Source organism: Pontibacillus sp. ALD_SL1 (genome assembly GCF_017355605.1).
The window spans coordinates 343,667-359,412 of record NZ_CP062974.1; the positions used below are offsets into that span (position 1 = coordinate 343,667).

Here is a 15,746-nt window from a genome sequence, read left to right on the forward strand (position 1 = left end):
CTATAGATAATAGGCGCTTTTATTTTATGGGAGGATGATGATTGTGATCGAACGTTATACAAGACCTGAAATGGGTGCTATTTGGACAGATGAGAACAAGTATAAAGCATGGTTAGAAGTAGAAATCTTAGCATGTGAGGCTTGGAGTGAACTAGGATACATACCATCAGAAGATGTTCGAAAGCTTAGGGAACATGCTTCCTTTGATACTAACCGTATACTAGAAATTGAGCAGGAAACTCGTCATGATGTTGTGGCCTTCACACGTGCTGTTTCCGAGACTCTTGGGGAAGAGCGTAAGTGGGTTCACTATGGTCTAACTTCGACGGATGTTGTTGATACTGCCTTATCCTATTTGTTAAAGCAGGCAAATGATATCATACGTCATGACCTGCAGACGTTTATTGATATCTTAGCTGATAAAGCTAAGGAACATAAGTATAGCGTAATGATGGGACGTACTCATGGGGTTCATGCAGAGCCGACTACGTTTGGCTTAAAGCTTGCTCTGTGGTACGAAGAAATGAAGCGTAACTTAGAGCGCTTTGAAATGGCAGCTCATAATATTGAATTTGGGAAGCTGTCAGGCGCTGTTGGTACCTATGCGAATATTGATCCATTTGTTGAAGAATACGTTTGTAAGAAGCTTGGATTGACGCCTGCTCCTGTCTCGACTCAAACGCTTCAGCGTGATCGTCATGCTCACTATCTTTCTACGCTTTCCTTAGTTGCGACATCTATTGAGAAATTTGCTGTTGAAGTCCGTGGTTTACAAAAGTCCGAAACCCGAGAAGTTGAAGAATTCTTTGCTAAAGGACAGAAAGGTTCTTCTGCAATGCCTCACAAGCGAAATCCAATCGGTTCTGAGAACATGACGGGCCTTGCGAGGGTTGTAAGAGGACATATGCTTACGGCGTATGAGAACGTTCCTCTATGGCATGAAAGAGATATCTCTCATTCATCAGCTGAGCGCATCATCCTACCTGATTCTACGATTGCTCTTAACTATATGTTGAATCGCTTCAGTAAAATCGTGAAGAACCTGACCGTTTACGAAGACAATATGAAGAAGAACATGGATAAGACATACGGGTTAATCTTCTCTCAACGCGTCTTGTTATCTCTTATTGATACAGGAATGTCTAGAGAAGAGGCGTACGATCTTGTGCAGCCAAAAGCTATGGATGCGTGGGAAAGAGGTGTGCAGTTCCGTCAACTTGTTGAGGGGGATGAACAGATTACTAGCGCTTTAAGTGAAGAGAAGTTGGATGAGTGTTTTGATGCAACGTATCATTTGAAGAATGTTGACCATGTATTTGAGCGAATTGGATTGAGCTAAACCTTTATACTTGAACGTTGGAGTAGAAATTAAGGCGAGCATATAAAAAAGCTATGGCATGTGCCATAGCTTTTTTTAGTGTCTATTTTTTCTTTATATTGGCTGCTTTTGCATCCTGATTTAAGGCGATCAGTAAGGACCAGCACATAAACAGGAGTATAAAGGCGAACGGGAAGGCGGAAACAATGGCGGCTGTTTGTAGCGCACCGAGGCCTCCTGCTCCTAGTAGTACTGCTGCAGTAGCTGCTTGGATAACACCCCAGCTTAACTTCACAACGTTTGGTGGGTTTAAGCTACCGTTTGTCGTTTGCATTCCTAGAACGAATGTTGCTGAGTCAGCAGAAGTGATGAAGAATGTGCTGATTAAAAGAATAGCAACGACTGTCAGGATAATTCCCATTGGCATTGTTTCAAAAGTTCCAAATAGTGCTTGTTCAGCACTTAGATCAGTTAAACCAGTGTTCTGACCGCTTAGTTCTTGCTTAAGGCTTGTACCACCAAATACTGCGAACCAGAAGGCACTGAAAATACTTGGTCCAAGTAAAACACCCATGATAAATTCACGGATTGTACGTCCTTTTGATACACGAGCAATGAATGTACCTACGAATGGGGACCAGGAGATAAACCATGCCCAGTAGAATACGGTCCAGCCTTGAATCCACTCATTCTGATCCGTGCTAAGTGGTGCCATTTGGAAAGTCATCATTGGTAAGTTCTGAACGTAAGAACCTAATGTTGTTGTAAATGTATTCATGATAAAGACAGTAGGTCCTAAAACAAGCGTCATTGCAATTAAACCAATTGCTAGAACGATGTTCGTATTACTTAAATACTTAATACCTTTACTCAAGCCACTCCATGCGGAAATCATGAAGAGTACCGTTACAATTGCAATAATAACAAACTGAGTCATTTTATTATTCTCAATTGGTGTGATGAAAGCAAGTCCACCAGCGATTTGTGTCGCTCCAAGTCCAAGAGATGTCGCAACACCGAAGATCGTTGCAAATACAGCGATGACATCAATGACTGTACCAAGAGCTCCTTTTGTCGCTTTCTCCCCTAATAAAGGTTCGAAGGTAGCACTGATGACACCTGGTGCTTTACGACGGAATTTGAAGTAACCAATCGCAAGAGCAATTACCGTGTAGATGGCCCATACGTGGAAGCCCCAGTGGAAGAATGCGTAGCGAAGAGCTTTCTTAGCTGCTTCTGCTGTTTCAGCATCTCCTGTAGGCGGTGTTGCATAGTGTGCTAATGGTTCAGCTGATCCCCAGAATACAAGACCAATCCCCATACCAGCACTAAATAACATAGCAAACCATGTAATGGTTTTATATTCTGGCTTGTCGTTCGGTTGTCCTAGTTTTAGTTTCCCGTAAGGGCTAACTACTAAGTAAATTGAGAAAATGAGAAATATAGCTACAGTTAGTAAGTAGAACCAACCGAATTTGTCGGTAAGAAATCCTTGGATCTCTCCAGAAACAGCTTGTAAGTTACTTGGCGAAATCGTTCCCCAAAGAACAAAGACGGCTGAAATAGCGAGTGATATCCAAAAAACAGGAGTTACCTTATTCATCGAATCCCCTTCCTGATACAAATGTAATTATTTGTTTAGTTTAAACTGTACATTTGGTATAAACGTTTTGTTCCGAATATAAGTGTAACATTTTTTTAAGAATCGTCAATAAATAATTACTTTGCTGGTAGTCTACTATTAAAAATTGAAAGAATTGGAAGTTGCCTTTGTGGGTCAGGGGTGTCTGTATGATAAACATACCCCGCGCCATAGAATGTAAACCCCCGCTATTAATATTATTAAATGTTACGCTCAACTAAATCTCACGGATTGCAGTGTCTCAGTCTTGAGCATTAAAACCTACCATATATTTAACGACAATATAATGAGATAACTAAATAAAGGAAGGATGTAATGAAAGCGAACGAAAAGGTATGATTTAATTTAAATGTTCGTGTATTGTTGATTTATTTGAGGAGTATTGTTAGAGTATAAGTATAAATGAAAAGAACGACGTACCTCATATAATCTCGGGGATAAGGCCCGTAAGTTTCTACCTGACTACCTTAAATGGTCGGACTATGAGGGAAGATTGGACACAAGTGTACCTATTACATATAGATGTGATTGGACCCATTCGTGCGCCTATTATCTTCTCTCAAGTTGAGATGAGATAATAGGCGCTTTTTTTATAGGTAGAAACTAGAGAGCAGAAGAAACAGTTACTTTTATATAGGAAAGGAAGATTAGAGATGGCTGATGTAGGCGTAGTGATGGGCAGTTTATCAGACTGGGAAACGATGAAACATACTTGCTTCATGTTAGAACATCTTGGTGTGTCGTACGAGAAAGGAATTCTGTCAGCTCACCGTACTCCAGAAGATATGTTTGAATACGCAGAAGGGGCGCGGAGTAAGGGACTAAAGGTTATTATTGCTGGGGCTGGGGGAGCGGCTCATTTGCCAGGTATGGTTGCTTCTAAAACGACCCTCCCAGTTATTGGAGTGCCTGTTCAATCGAAGTTAGATGGTTGGGACTCGTTGTTGTCGATTGTTCAAATGCCAGGAGGAATCCCTGTAGCTACCGTGGCTGTAGGTACGGCTGGAGCAAAAAATGCAGGCATTCTGGCCGCTGAAATATTAGCGGTATTTGACCATGAACTAGCGAACCGTTTGAAAGCTTATCGGGATGAATTAAAAGAAAACGTTGAAGAGATGAGGGGGCAACTCTATGAATCAAGCAATCTTACCTAGCGCTACTATTGGCATACTTGGAGGAGGACAGCTTGGCCGTATGATGGCTGTGGCTGCAAAGCAAATGGGATATAGAATTGCCGTGCAAGATCCTGCGGAGGATGGCCCGTGCGCTCAGGTTGCAGATATCCATATTCCTTATGCTTTGGATAGTCTTGAAGGAGCAAAGAAGCTTGCTGAAGTGAGTGAGGTCATAACGTATGAATTTGAGAACGTAGACCTTTCCTTAGCCAAGTATTTAGTTGAGCAGGGGAAGCTCCCTCAAGGTGTTGAGGCACTAGAAGTTACACAGAACCGTGGGAGGGAGAAGAAGCGCCTTGAACAAGCGGGTGTTCCTGTAGCTCCGTATCGACTGCTTGATGAAACCGATGATCTCCAAGAAGCGGTCGATACCATTGGTGTTCCATGTGTGATTAAAACGGTTGAAGGTGGTTACGACGGCAAGGGGCAGTTTCGTATAAGTAGCAAGGAAGACGTGAGTGAAGCACAACGATTCCTTGAAGATCATGGGAGTTGCATATTGGAAAGCTGGTTACCGTTCGATACAGAAGTTTCTATCATTATGACAAGAGGGATTGACGGTGGTATTGCCGTATTCCCTATGCCAGCTAATCTTCATGAACATCATATGCTACGGGAAAGTGTAGTACCTGCACCCGTATCAAGTGAAGTGTTGGATAAAGCAAAGACGTACGCGGTGCGTATAGCTACCTACTTAGGCGTAGTCGGAACGTTTGCAGTCGAAATGTTTGTAGTGGGAGAGGAGGTTTACGTTAATGAGATGGCCCCTCGCCCTCACAACTCTGGGCACTTTACGATAGAAGCCTGTAACGTTTCCCAGTTTGAACAACATATTCGGGCCGTTTGCGGATTGCCTCTTCTAAACATAGACACACCTTATGCGGCAGTGATGAGAAATATTATCGGGACAGAGGCAGAAGGTTATGGGATGGACACTCATCTCTTTTTAGATTGTCACGTTCATTTGTATGGGAAAGACCAGGTTAAACCCTTGCGCAAGATGGGCCACGTGACAGCGATCGGTAAAACGGTAGAAGAAGCGAAAGAAAAATTAGACCAAGACCAGGTTGTTCCTGGAACCAGGGGGTAGCGAAATGAAAGGTTCATTGCTATACGAGGGAAAAGCGAAGAAAGTGTATTCCTTAATCGGAGAAGAGTATGAATTGATTCTGGAGTATAAAGATGAAGCAACGGCATTTAATGGGAAGAAACATCAGACATTTCGAGGAAAAGGTCGTCTCAACAATTTAATTTCAGCCCATGTATTTTCCTATTTAAAGTTAGCTGGAATTCCAACACATTTTATCCAAACGCTATCGGATACAGAACAGCTTGTGAAGCAGTCGCAAATTATTCCGCTAGAGGTCGTGGTCAGAAATGTTGCAGCCGGTAGCATGACGCGTCGCCTTGGTTTAGAAGAGGGGACGGAACTCCCTAAGCCGATTGTGGAATTCTATTATAAGAGTGATGAACTCGATGATCCATTTATAAATGATGAACATGCACGCTTGTTAGCGAAAGTAGACCAAAGCGACTTGGACCATATCAAAGCAGCTGCCCACAAGATTAACAAGCATTTACAAGTTATGTTCAGTGAGATTGAGCTTCGATTAATTGACTTTAAATTGGAGTTTGGCCGCCTGCATGACGGTTCCATTGTGTTATCTGATGAAATTTCGCCTGACACGTGCCGCCTATGGGATCAGGATACGAACCGAAAAATGGATAAAGATGTGTTCCGCAATGATATAGAGGATCTTGTTGAAATCTATGAAATTATTTTAAAGCGTCTGGAGGCGATCGTTCATGTATAAAGTATATGTCTACGTAACGTTGAAAGAGGGAGTTCTTGATCCGCAGGGGAAAGCGATTCGGGAGTCGATGCATTCATTAGCTTATGATGAGGTTGAGAGCGTTCGAGTTGGGAAGTATTTTGAGCTAACTGTAAAGGATACAGGTGAAATCGACAAACGTGTAAATGAGCTATGTGATCGATTGCTTGCCAATCCTGTCATTGAAGAATACCGCTATACCTTAGAGGAGGTCGTTCCCAATTGAAGTTCGCCGTAATCGTATTTCCGGGCTCAAACTGTGACCGAGATATGTTTGATGCAATACGGACTCATTTAAAAGAAGATGTAGAGATGGTCTCCTCTGCTGCGACTGACTTGTCCGCCTACGACGCCATCCTTCTACCAGGTGGGTTCTCTCATGGAGATTACTTACGCTCAGGCGCGATGGCGAGTGTTGCTCCTGTAGTTCGTGCGATTAAAGCAGAAGCGGATAAAGGGACGTTTATTCTAGGCGTATGTAACGGATTTCAGATCCTTTTAGAAGCTGGACTACTTCCTGGAGCCATGCTTCCAAATCGTGACCTAGCTTTCATCTGTAAAACAGACCTTGTTCGTGTAGCGAACAACAATACCGTATTCACGAACCTTTATGAAGAAGGAGCGGCTCTGAAACTACCGATTGCTCACGGGGAAGGCAACTATTATTGCGATGAAGCTACTTACCGTCGTCTCGTAGATCATCATCAAATTCTATTTACTTATGAAAACAATCCAAATGGCTCCGCCTATGATATAGCCGGTATTTGCAATGAAAGAGGAAACGTTCTTGGTATGATGCCACACCCTGAACGTGCGGTTGAAGCACTTCTTGGTTCAGAAGATGGTTTGAAGTTATTTCAATCAATGGTAGCGAATTGGAGGGGATCCCATGTACAACACACTTGATTTGAGTCCATCACGAATTGAAGAAGAACAGCTCTATAAGGAAATGGGACTGAGTGATTCTGAGTTTACCCTGATGAAAAACGTGCTTGGGCGTGTACCAAACTACACTGAAACAGGTCTTTTCTCTGTGATGTGGTCCGAACACTGCAGTTACAAAAACTCTAAGCCATTGTTGAAGCACTTTCCAACGAAAGGTCCACATGTTTTACAAGGACCTGGTGAAGGAGCCGGCGTCGTTGATATCGGTGATCATCAGGCTGTTGTATTTAAAATGGAAAGCCACAATCACCCTTCCGCTATTGAACCATATCAGGGTGCCGCAACAGGTGTAGGTGGTATCTTACGTGATGTGTTCTCCATGGGAGCTCGTCCGATTGCCTTACTGAATTCTCTTCGGTTTGGAGAGCTAACAACAGAGCGAATGAAGTACTTATTTAAGGAAGTCGTGCACGGTATAGCTGGGTATGGAAACTGTGTTGGGGTTCCGACTGTTGGTGGAGAAGTTCAGTTTGATCGCTGTTACGAAGGCAACCCCCTTGTAAATGCGATGTGTGTTGGATTAATTGATCAACAAGACGTTCAGAAAGGGATTGCGGCAGGAGTTGGAAATACGGTGATGTACGCCGGTGCACCTACAGGTCGTGATGGTATTCACGGAGCAACGTTTGCTTCAGAGGAATTATCGGATGCTTCAGCTAGTAAACGCCCATCTGTTCAGGTCGGTGACCCTTTTATGGAAAAGTTACTCATTGAAGCATGCTTAGACGTCATCCACTGTGATGCTCTTGTCGGCATACAGGATATGGGCGCAGCTGGGTTAACGTCTTCTGCGAGTGAGATGGCGAGTAAAGCTGGTACTGGAATCCGAATGAATTTAGATGACGTTCCACAACGCGAGGAGAATATGACCGCTTATGAAATGATGCTTTCAGAATCTCAGGAAAGAATGCTTCTCGTTGTCGAGAAGGGTCGTGAAGAAGAAATTGCAGAGATCTTTGAACGGTACGGATTACATGCGGTTTCAATTGGCGAAGTCATTGAGGAGCGGGTGTTACGACTAGAACATGAAGGTAGAGTCGTAGCGGATGTTCCTGTAGACGCGCTAGCTGAGGAAGCACCTGTTTATGTGCAAGAAGAGATAGAGCCTGCTTATATTGAAGAATACAGAAATATCATATACCTCCCTGAAGTAGAAGATATGGGCGAAACGCTAATGACACTACTCAAGCAGCCTACGATTGCAAGTAAGGAATGGGTGTATGAGCAGTATGACCATATGGTTCAAACGAATACGGTTGTCGCGCCAGGTTCTGATGCAGCAGTGGTTCGTGTGAAAGGGACACGGAAGGCGTTAGCGATGACAACGGACTGTAATTCTCGCTATATTCATTTAGATCCGCACCTTGGGGGACAAATTGCAGTGGCTGAAGCGGCCCGAAACATCATTTGCTCCGGCGCCCGTCCGTTGGCACTAACAGATTGCTTGAATTTCGGAAGTCCAGAGGTTCCGGAAACGTACTGGAAGATGAAGCAATCCGTGCTGGGTATGAGCGAGGCGTGTACGACGCTCTCTACACCTGTCATTAGCGGGAACGTATCCTTGTACAACGAATCAAAGGGCGTATCTGTTTACCCTACACCTGTTGTTGGAATGGTTGGATTAATTGAAGATCTCTCGCATATTACGCGTCAAGGTTTTCAAGAGCGTGGAGATCTGATCTACGTAATTGGCGAGGCAAGACCTGAATTTAGCGGAAGCGAACTGCAAAAAGTGTTAGAAGACGATTACTTTGGACCTTGTCCAAAGCTTGATTTAGAAGTGGAGAAGAGAAGGCAAGAAGAAGTGCTATCTGCTATTCAACAAGGACTCGTTCGTTCTGCTCATGATGTTGCTGAAGGGGGGCTTGGCGTGGCACTTGCTGAATCATTGTTTGAACACGACCTTGGTTGTGACGTCTCAATAAATGGAGAACCGCTTACGGAACTCTTTAGTGAAACGCAATCTCGTTACGTCGTATCTGTACCCGGAGAACATCAGAAGGCGTTTGAATCAGTAGTTAGCGATGCAGACTATCTCGGTGTCGTAACGGATCATCAACATTACTGTGTGAAACATGAGGGAGAAGACGTGATCTCTTTATTTACGCCTGATCTTAAGAAAGCCTGGAAGGAGGCTATTCCGTGCCAACTGAAATCAAAGGATTAAACGAAGAGTGTGGTGTATTTGGTGTATGGGGCCACGAAGATGCTGCGCACTTGACTTATTACGGCCTGCACAGTCTTCAACATCGTGGACAGGAAGGTGCCGGTATTATCGCTACGGATGGTGAGCAAATGCGTCTCGAGAAAGGGCTTGGTTTAATCACTGAGGTGTTTGAAGAGAAGCAATTCGATCGCCTTGAAGGTCATGGCGCCATTGGCCACGTGCGTTACGCGACACAAGGGGGCGGTGGATATGAAAATGTCCAGCCTCTTGTTTTCCGCTCTCAGACAGGGAGCCTTGCTTTGGCTCATAATGGAAATCTTGTTAATGCACACGCCTTAAAGCACCAGTTAGAAGCTCAAGGGAGTATTCTTCAAACGACATCTGATACAGAAGTCGTTGCCCACCTTATTAAGAGAAGCGGTCATTTACCATTAAAAGAGCGCATCATGCAAGCTCTTGCCATGTTAAAAGGTGCCTATGCGTTCGTAATGATGACGGAAGAGAAGCTATTTGTGGCCCTCGATCCAAAGGGATTGCGGCCTTTATCAATAGGCAAACTAGGAGATGCTTATGTTGTGTCTTCTGAAACGTGTGCTCTTGATGTGGTCGGAGCTGAGTATATAAGAGAAGTCGATCCTGGTGAATTGATTACGATTGATCAAGAAGGACTTCATTCCGATCGTTTCTCAGAGCCACTTCAGCGGACGCTTTGTTCAATGGAATACGTCTACTTCTCTCGTCCTGATAGCAATTTAGATGGAGTGAATGTACACTCTGCAAGAAAGAGGATGGGAAAAGAACTTGCGAAAGAAGCGCCCATTGAGGCTGATGTTGTAACAGGTGTGCCTGATTCTAGTATCTCTGCAGCGATTGGGTTCGCTGAACAGTCAGGAATCCCGTATGAACTCGGACTCATCAAGAATCGCTACGTAGGCCGCACATTTATTCAGCCGTCACAAGAACTAAGAGAACAAGGTGTAAAGATGAAGTTATCCCCGGTGAGAGGGATTGTAGAAGGAAAGCGTGTCGTGATGGTGGATGATTCGATTGTGAGAGGAACAACAAGCCGTCGCATTATTCAAATGTTAAAAGACGCAGGAGCGAAAGAGGTCCACGTGCGTATCGGTGCTCCTCCACTTAAGAATCCGTGCTATTACGGCATTGATACGTCAACGAAAGCAGAGCTTATTGCAGGAAACCATAGTGTCGAAGAGATCCGTGAGATGATTGGTGCTGATAGCCTTGCTTTTTTATCGATAGAGGGGCTTCAAGAAGCGATAGGATCGCCTCAAGATTCTCTACGCCACGGACAGTGTCAGGCTTGCTTTACCGGAAGTTATCCGACTGAAATCTTTCCAAATACGGTTCATCCATATGAGAAAGTATAACGAGGTGATGATATGAGAGAGTTATACAAAGAAGCGGGCGTTAATGTGGAAGCGGGATATGAGGCCGTAGAAGGGATGAAACAACATGTCGCCAGAACAAAACGTGCTGGTGTAATGGGAGGCGTTGGCGGATTTGGTGGTCTGTTTGATTTAGCCAAGACGTCTTATCAGAATCCTGTTCTCGTCTCAGGCACAGACGGAGTGGGAACAAAGTTAAAACTAGCGATAGATTTAAATCGACATGATACGATAGGGATAGACGCGGTGGCCATGTGTGTGAATGACATTATCGTGCAAGGTGCTGAACCATTATTTTTCTTGGATTATATCGCTTGTGGCAGAAACGTTCCTGAGCGGATTGAGGCCATTGTAAAAGGTATAGCAGATGGGTGCGAACAAGCTGGATGTGCACTAATCGGTGGTGAAACAGCTGAAATGCCAGGCATGTATAAAGAAGAGGATTATGATGTGGCTGGATTTGTTGTAGGGGCGGTAGAGAAAGAAGAACTTATTACAGGTGAAGCGATTCAAGAGGGTGACCGGATCATAGGTCTTGCTTCGAGTGGGATTCATTCGAACGGTTACTCCCTCATAAGAAAGTGGATAGAGAAGCATGACTTAGACCTTTTCGATCACTATGGGCTTTTTCCAGTGTCCCTTGGGGAAACGCTACTTACTCCGACAAAAATCTATGCTAAAGCCATCAATTCTTTAAATACTGAGATCGATGTTAAAGGAATGGCCCATATTACAGGTGGAGGCTTTGAAGAGAACATACCAAGAATGCTTCCTGAAGGGTTTGGTGTATCTATTCAAAGAGGATCATGGACGCCTCCGTTGATTTTTGATTTTCTAATGGATAAGACCTCTGTATCGTCTGTCGAAATGTACAGTGTGTTTAATATGGGAATCGGGATGGCTGTTGTAGTAGGTGAGGGTGATGTTGAGACGGCTCTTGCGCAATTAGAGGAAGCCGGAGAAGAAGCTTGGGTGATTGGGAGCGTGACTAAGGAAGAAGGAGTGGCTTACAGATGATGAGCAAACCAGTTTCAATAGCCGTTTTCGCTTCTGGAAGCGGCTCGAACTTTGAAGCTCTCGTCAAGCGTGCAGGGGATGACCCGACCTACAATGTAAGTCTCTTGGTCTGTGATCAACCTGAAGCAGCCGTTATCGAGAAAGCAAGACGATTCGGCATAGACGTCTTCTCTTTTCGTTCCAAAGATTATCCTAATAAAGCTACATTGGAATCGGCGATCTTGCAGAAGCTGAGGGATCAATCGATTGAATGGTGTGTGTTAGCTGGATATATGAGATTAATCGGGCCTACTCTCCTGAGAGCATACGAAGGGAAGATTCTCAACATCCATCCATCACTGCTTCCGGCATTCCCGGGGAAAGATGCGATTGGGCAAGCCCTTGATGCAAAGGTGAAAGTAACCGGTGTTACTGTGCACTTTGTCGATGAAGGGATGGACACGGGCCCAGTTATTGAGCAGGTTCCTGTTCGAATCGAAGGAGATCGAACCAGGCTTCAACATGATATTCAGCGCGTTGAGCACGACTTGTACCCAACCGTCGTCAAACAATGTATTAAAGGGGAGAAAGCAACATGACAGAGAAAAAGCGTGCATTATTAAGTGTATCGAACAAAAAGGGCATCGTAGAATTCGCAAATCAACTTGCAACTATTGGGTATGAACTTGTATCGACAGGAGGCACGAAGCGTACGTTAGAAGAAGCGGGGCTGTCTGTTCGTTCTATATCAGAAATTACTGATTTCCCTGAAATTATGGATGGAAGAGTGAAAACCCTTCATCCAAATGTCCATGCTGGTCTGTTAGCGAAACGGAACCAACGAGAGCACCTCGAACAGCTGGATGATTTACATATTGATTTAATTGATCTTGTCGTTGTGAACCTTTATCCCTTTAAAGAAACGATTTCGAAAGAAGGGATAACAGAAGAAGAGGCAATCGAAAATATTGATATTGGCGGGCCAACTATGCTTCGTGCTGCCGCGAAGAATTTCGAAGGTGTTACTGTACTTGTTAACCCGGACGATTATGTTGAAGTACTTCCTTATTTAAAAGAGGGCGAAGTTCCATACCATGTTCGTAAAAATCTAGCTGCCAAGGTGTTTAACCATACGGCAAGTTACGATACGTACATCGCGAACTATTTCAATGAAATGTTAGAAGATGAAACGCCAGCTCAACAAACGAATACGTATGAACTTGTTCAATCACTTCGATACGGAGAGAACCCACACCAGAGTGCCTCCTTCTATAGAGATCCTCTTTATAAAGGTGCATCCATTGCTAACGCCGAACAGCTGAATGGAAAAGAACTCTCCTACAACAACATACAAGATGCCAACGCTGCATTATCTATGGTCCTCGATTTTACACAACCGGCCGCTATTGCAGTAAAGCATATGAATCCTTGTGGAGTTGGTGAAGGGGACACGATTTATTCTGCGTTTGAGCGTGCTTATGAAGCGGACCCGATTTCCATATTCGGTGGGATTATCGCGGTTAACCGTGGAGTTGATCGGGATACAGCTCTACGAATGAAAGAAATTTTCCTCGAGATTATTATCGCGCCTTCTTTCTCAGACGAAGCATTAGAGGTTCTAAAAGAGAAGAAAAACTTGCGCTTGTTGAAACTTGATCTTAATCAGGAAAGTGGAGCATCTAAACTTGTCACAAGCGTTCGTGGTGGTGTGCTCGTACAAGATACGGATGAAGGTACTCTTAACGATGTATCCATCTCAATCCCAACGGATCGCCGCCCAACCAACCAAGAATGGGAAGACTTGCAGCTTGCATGGAAAGTTGTGAAACACGTGAAGTCAAATGCGATTGTTCTAGCCAAAAACCATCGTACCGTAGGTGTTGGAGCGGGTCAGATGAATAGAGTTGGAGCAGCGAATATAGCGATTGAACAAGCTGGGGAGCACTGTCACGGTGCAGCACTCGGGAGTGATGCATTCTTCCCGATGCCCGATACGGTCGAAGCTGCGGCTAAAGCTGGCGTAACAGCGATTATTCAGCCTGGAGGATCTAAGCGAGACCAGGATTCAATCGATGCCTGTAATGAACATGGCATTACGATGGTCTTAACAGGCATGCGCCATTTCAAACACTAAATAGGGGTGAGGTCATGAATGTATTGGTTATTGGGCGTGGTGGTAGAGAACATAGTATTGTTCGGAAGTTAGCGGAGAGTGAACGAGTGGGAACAATCTTTGCAGCCCCTGGAAATGCTGGGATGACAGAAGCTGTGCCCGTAGCGATCTCTGAACAAGACAGCGCAGCTCTGATTACTTTCGCTAAACAGCAGGAGGTCGCTTGGACGATCGTGGGCCCTGAAGTTCCTTTACTAGAGGGTATTGTTAATGCTTTTAGGGAAGAAGGGTTAAACATTTTCGGCCCGACTAAAGAGGCGGCTCTTATTGAGGGAAGTAAGGCATTCGCAAAAGAAGTTATGGCGAGTAGCGGTACACCGACTGGAGACTATCGAACGTTCTCTGATGAAGAGGAAGCCATTTCATATCTTGAGTCAGTAGATTTTCCAATTGTGATTAAAGCCAATGGACTTGCTGCTGGTAAGGGAGTCGTCATTGCAGAAGATGAACAAGAGGCTCATCAAGCGATTCGAGGGATGCTTGGAGGAGAGCAGTTCGGTGAAGCTGGGAAAACGGTCGTTATTGAGGAATTTCTAGTAGGCGAAGAGTTTTCACTCATGGCTTTTGTGGATGGGCGAGATGTGTATCCGATGATTCCTGCTCAAGATTATAAGCGGGCTTTTGACGATGACCAAGGGCCTAACACAGGTGGAATGGGAGCTTATGCCCCTTCTGAGAATATCCCAGCGAGTGAGGTAGAACGTGCAGTTAGATCCATTCTCAAACCTGTAGCTGAAGCTCTTGTTGACCTGGGTCGTTCATTTACAGGGATCCTCTATGCAGGTTGTATCCTGACGGAGGAAGGTGCGAAAGTCATTGAATTTAACGCCAGATTCGGCGATCCTGAAACCCAAGTCGTTCTGCCGTTATTAGAAAATGACTTGATGCAGGTGATTGAGGATGTAGCGGCTGGGCGTGATCCAAAGGTTCGATGGAAGCAAGCAACTTGTGCGGGAGTTGTCGTAGCCTCTTCTGGATATCCGGGTTCCTATGAAAAAGGGTATCCTCTGCCGGAACTTGATGAGGACCCGGCTTGTTTCTCCATTTATGCAGGGGTAAAAGAAGATCAAGGTAACCTCATATCTGATGGGGGTCGTGTCATGTTGATCGGTTCTGTTCAACCTAACTTGGAGGAAGCGACGGCAAATGTATACAAAACTCTCCTCCCCGTCACAAGTCCGTATTTCTTTTACCGAACAGATATCGCGCGTCATAAGACTATGTCTTCTTCTTCTGAATATAAATAAAGAGGATGGCAACAATACTTCCGATAATTGTGGCGATTACAAACGTCATATCGGTTAGGTATTCCATAATATTCATGACCACATCATTCCTTTCAATAGTGGATATTGGTTAGCCCAGGCGTTTTTTGCGCCTGGGCTTTTCATGAGATCTAGCTCCGGGGGCTAGGGCCTAGCGAGATAAGCAATCAAACTGCAGTCCGCTGCGCGAACTTCCGTTTGCTTGCTTATCCGTACGGCCCTGGGCAAGCCCCCTGCGCTTTTCTATGAGATCCAGCTCCGGCTCCTAGCCCCTAGCGTCATAAGCAATCTGACTACAGTTCGCTGCGCGAACCTCCGTCAGCTTGCTTATGCGGGCCTGCAGGATGCAGGTCAGTTCGGTGTTGGCACAGGACGTGCCGGTTTTAACCGAACTTCCTCTTCTGCTGAACAGTCGCCTGCGCTTTTCATGGGATCTAGCTCCGGCGGGTAAGGGCTAGCGAGATAAGCAATCTACCTCCAGTCTGCTAAGCAGACTTACAGTAGCTTGCTTATCCGTACGCCCTTGACCAACCCGCCTACGCTTTTCATGACGGATTGAAAGTACTTTCCTCATCTTCTTTATCCTGCTGGTTGTTCTTTGTTTCTTCCATCATGGCTACGACTGGGCAGTAGCGGACGATGCCTTCGGCTACTTTCATGGAGGCTAGCATGATCATCATCCAGTTGCCGTCTCTCCATGGTTTTCTTACCATTTTTGCAGTGGAAAAGCAGAGTAGTGTTAATCCGAATGTGATGCGAATCATTGCGTTGATAATTCCGATGTTTGGACGTACCATTTTTTTACTCATTCCCTTCAAAACGTTAAT

The 15,746-nt window shown here is 44.8% G+C and carries 15 protein-coding genes and 1 riboswitch; of the genes, 12 read left to right on the forward strand and 3 right to left on the reverse strand.

The features are described from left to right. Positions 1–43 precede the first annotated feature (43 nt). Positions 44–1,339 carry an adenylosuccinate lyase gene (gene purB, locus IMZ31_RS01850; protein WP_207528962.1) on the forward strand — a complete coding sequence of 432 codons (1,296 nt, stop codon included), beginning with the start codon at positions 44–46 and terminating at the stop codon, positions 1,337–1,339. 82 nt (positions 1,340–1,421) lie between these two features. On the opposite strand, the gene IMZ31_RS01855 is transcribed toward purB, so the two are convergent. After that, positions 1,422–2,921: a glycine betaine uptake BCCT transporter gene (locus IMZ31_RS01855; protein WP_207528963.1), complete on the reverse strand. Its 1,500-nt coding sequence runs from the start codon at positions 2,919–2,921 to the stop codon at positions 1,422–1,424. Positions 2,922–3,361: 440 nt separating this feature from the next. Beyond that, positions 3,362–3,463, forward strand: a riboswitch (purine riboswitch). A gap of 150 nt (positions 3,464–3,613) precedes the next feature. Here IMZ31_RS01855 and purE point away from each other — a divergent pair. Genes purE through purD form a run of 11 tightly spaced genes read left to right on the forward strand, consistent with a single transcriptional unit; the run spans position 3,614 to position 14,901 of the window. Further along, entirely contained in the window at positions 3,614–4,114 is a 501-nt protein-coding gene (purE, locus tag IMZ31_RS01860) for a 5-(carboxyamino)imidazole ribonucleotide mutase (RefSeq protein ID WP_207528964.1), read from the forward strand. Next, positions 4,092–5,225 (forward strand): 5-(carboxyamino)imidazole ribonucleotide synthase, encoded by a 1,134-nt coding sequence (gene purK, locus IMZ31_RS01865; RefSeq protein WP_207528965.1) that lies wholly within the window; start codon positions 4,092–4,094, stop codon positions 5,223–5,225. The genes purE and purK overlap by 23 nt, the downstream gene beginning before the upstream one ends. A gap of 4 nt (positions 5,226–5,229) precedes the next feature. Continuing rightward, entirely contained in the window at positions 5,230–5,949 is a 720-nt protein-coding gene (gene purC, locus IMZ31_RS01870; RefSeq protein WP_207528966.1) for a phosphoribosylaminoimidazolesuccinocarboxamide synthase, read from the forward strand. Next, positions 5,942–6,193 (forward strand): phosphoribosylformylglycinamidine synthase subunit PurS, encoded by a 252-nt coding sequence (purS, locus tag IMZ31_RS01875; RefSeq protein WP_207528967.1) that lies wholly within the window; start codon positions 5,942–5,944, stop codon positions 6,191–6,193. Before purC ends, purS begins: the two co-directional genes overlap by 8 nt. Beyond that, positions 6,190–6,873, forward strand: coding sequence for a phosphoribosylformylglycinamidine synthase subunit PurQ (gene purQ, locus IMZ31_RS01880; RefSeq protein ID WP_207528968.1), 684 nt, complete (start codon positions 6,190–6,192; stop codon positions 6,871–6,873). The genes purS and purQ overlap by 4 nt, the downstream gene beginning before the upstream one ends. Further along, entirely contained in the window at positions 6,857–9,079 is a 2,223-nt protein-coding gene (purL, locus tag IMZ31_RS01885; RefSeq protein ID WP_207528969.1) for a phosphoribosylformylglycinamidine synthase subunit PurL, read from the forward strand. The genes purQ and purL overlap by 17 nt, the downstream gene beginning before the upstream one ends. After that, positions 9,055–10,467: an amidophosphoribosyltransferase gene (gene purF, locus IMZ31_RS01890; protein WP_207528970.1), complete on the forward strand. Its 1,413-nt coding sequence runs from the start codon at positions 9,055–9,057 to the stop codon at positions 10,465–10,467. Before purL ends, purF begins: the two co-directional genes overlap by 25 nt. A 12-nt stretch (positions 10,468–10,479) precedes the next feature. Next, entirely contained in the window at positions 10,480–11,502 is a 1,023-nt protein-coding gene (gene purM / locus IMZ31_RS01895) for a phosphoribosylformylglycinamidine cyclo-ligase (protein ID WP_207528971.1), read from the forward strand. Then, entirely contained in the window at positions 11,502–12,080 is a 579-nt protein-coding gene (purN, locus tag IMZ31_RS01900; RefSeq protein WP_207530270.1) for a phosphoribosylglycinamide formyltransferase, read from the forward strand. Before purM ends, purN begins: the two co-directional genes overlap by 1 nt. Next, positions 12,077–13,615, forward strand: coding sequence for a bifunctional phosphoribosylaminoimidazolecarboxamide formyltransferase/IMP cyclohydrolase (purH, locus tag IMZ31_RS01905; RefSeq protein ID WP_207528972.1), 1,539 nt, complete (start codon positions 12,077–12,079; stop codon positions 13,613–13,615). The genes purN and purH overlap by 4 nt, the downstream gene beginning before the upstream one ends. Positions 13,616–13,629: 14 nt before the next feature. Then, on the forward strand, positions 13,630–14,901 hold the full coding sequence (gene purD / locus IMZ31_RS01910) for a phosphoribosylamine--glycine ligase (protein ID WP_207528973.1): 1,272 nt from the start codon (positions 13,630–13,632) through the stop codon (positions 14,899–14,901). Here the strand turns inward: purD and IMZ31_RS24735 are convergent. Together IMZ31_RS24735 and IMZ31_RS01915 are read right to left on the reverse strand one after the other, a co-directional pair. Further along, entirely contained in the window at positions 14,873–14,977 is a 105-nt protein-coding gene (locus IMZ31_RS24735) for an EYxxD motif small membrane protein (RefSeq protein ID WP_332307825.1), read from the reverse strand. The genes purD and IMZ31_RS24735 overlap by 29 nt on opposite strands. 487 nt (positions 14,978–15,464) lie before the next feature. After that, entirely contained in the window at positions 15,465–15,716 is a 252-nt protein-coding gene (locus IMZ31_RS01915; protein ID WP_036787834.1) for a YgaP family membrane protein, read from the reverse strand. Between the last annotated feature and the right edge of the window lie 30 nt (positions 15,717–15,746).

Excerpts from the sequence above, each read along its gene's own strand:
- IMZ31_RS01855 (WP_207528963.1), bottom strand. The coding sequence starts at position 2,921 with ATGAATAAGGTAACTCCTGTTTTTTGGATATCACTCGCTATTTCAGCC.
- purE (WP_207528964.1), top strand. The coding sequence starts at position 3,614 with ATGGCTGATGTAGGCGTAGTGATGGGCAGTTTATCAGACTGGGAAACG.
- purK (WP_207528965.1), top strand. The coding sequence starts at position 4,092 with ATGAATCAAGCAATCTTACCTAGCGCTACTATTGGCATACTTGGAGGA.
- purC (WP_207528966.1), top strand. The coding sequence starts at position 5,230 with ATGAAAGGTTCATTGCTATACGAGGGAAAAGCGAAGAAAGTGTATTCC.
- purS (WP_207528967.1), top strand. The coding sequence starts at position 5,942 with ATGTATAAAGTATATGTCTACGTAACGTTGAAAGAGGGAGTTCTTGAT.
- purL (WP_207528969.1), top strand. The coding sequence starts at position 6,857 with ATGTACAACACACTTGATTTGAGTCCATCACGAATTGAAGAAGAACAG.
- purM (WP_207528971.1), top strand. The coding sequence starts at position 10,480 with ATGAGAGAGTTATACAAAGAAGCGGGCGTTAATGTGGAAGCGGGATAT.
- purN (WP_207530270.1), top strand. The coding sequence starts at position 11,502 with ATGAGCAAACCAGTTTCAATAGCCGTTTTCGCTTCTGGAAGCGGCTCG.
- purH (WP_207528972.1), top strand. The coding sequence starts at position 12,077 with ATGACAGAGAAAAAGCGTGCATTATTAAGTGTATCGAACAAAAAGGGC.
- purD (WP_207528973.1), top strand. The coding sequence starts at position 13,630 with ATGAATGTATTGGTTATTGGGCGTGGTGGTAGAGAACATAGTATTGTT.
- IMZ31_RS24735 (WP_332307825.1), bottom strand. The coding sequence starts at position 14,977 with ATGAATATTATGGAATACCTAACCGATATGACGTTTGTAATCGCCACA.
- IMZ31_RS01915 (WP_036787834.1), bottom strand. The coding sequence starts at position 15,716 with ATGGTACGTCCAAACATCGGAATTATCAACGCAATGATTCGCATCACA.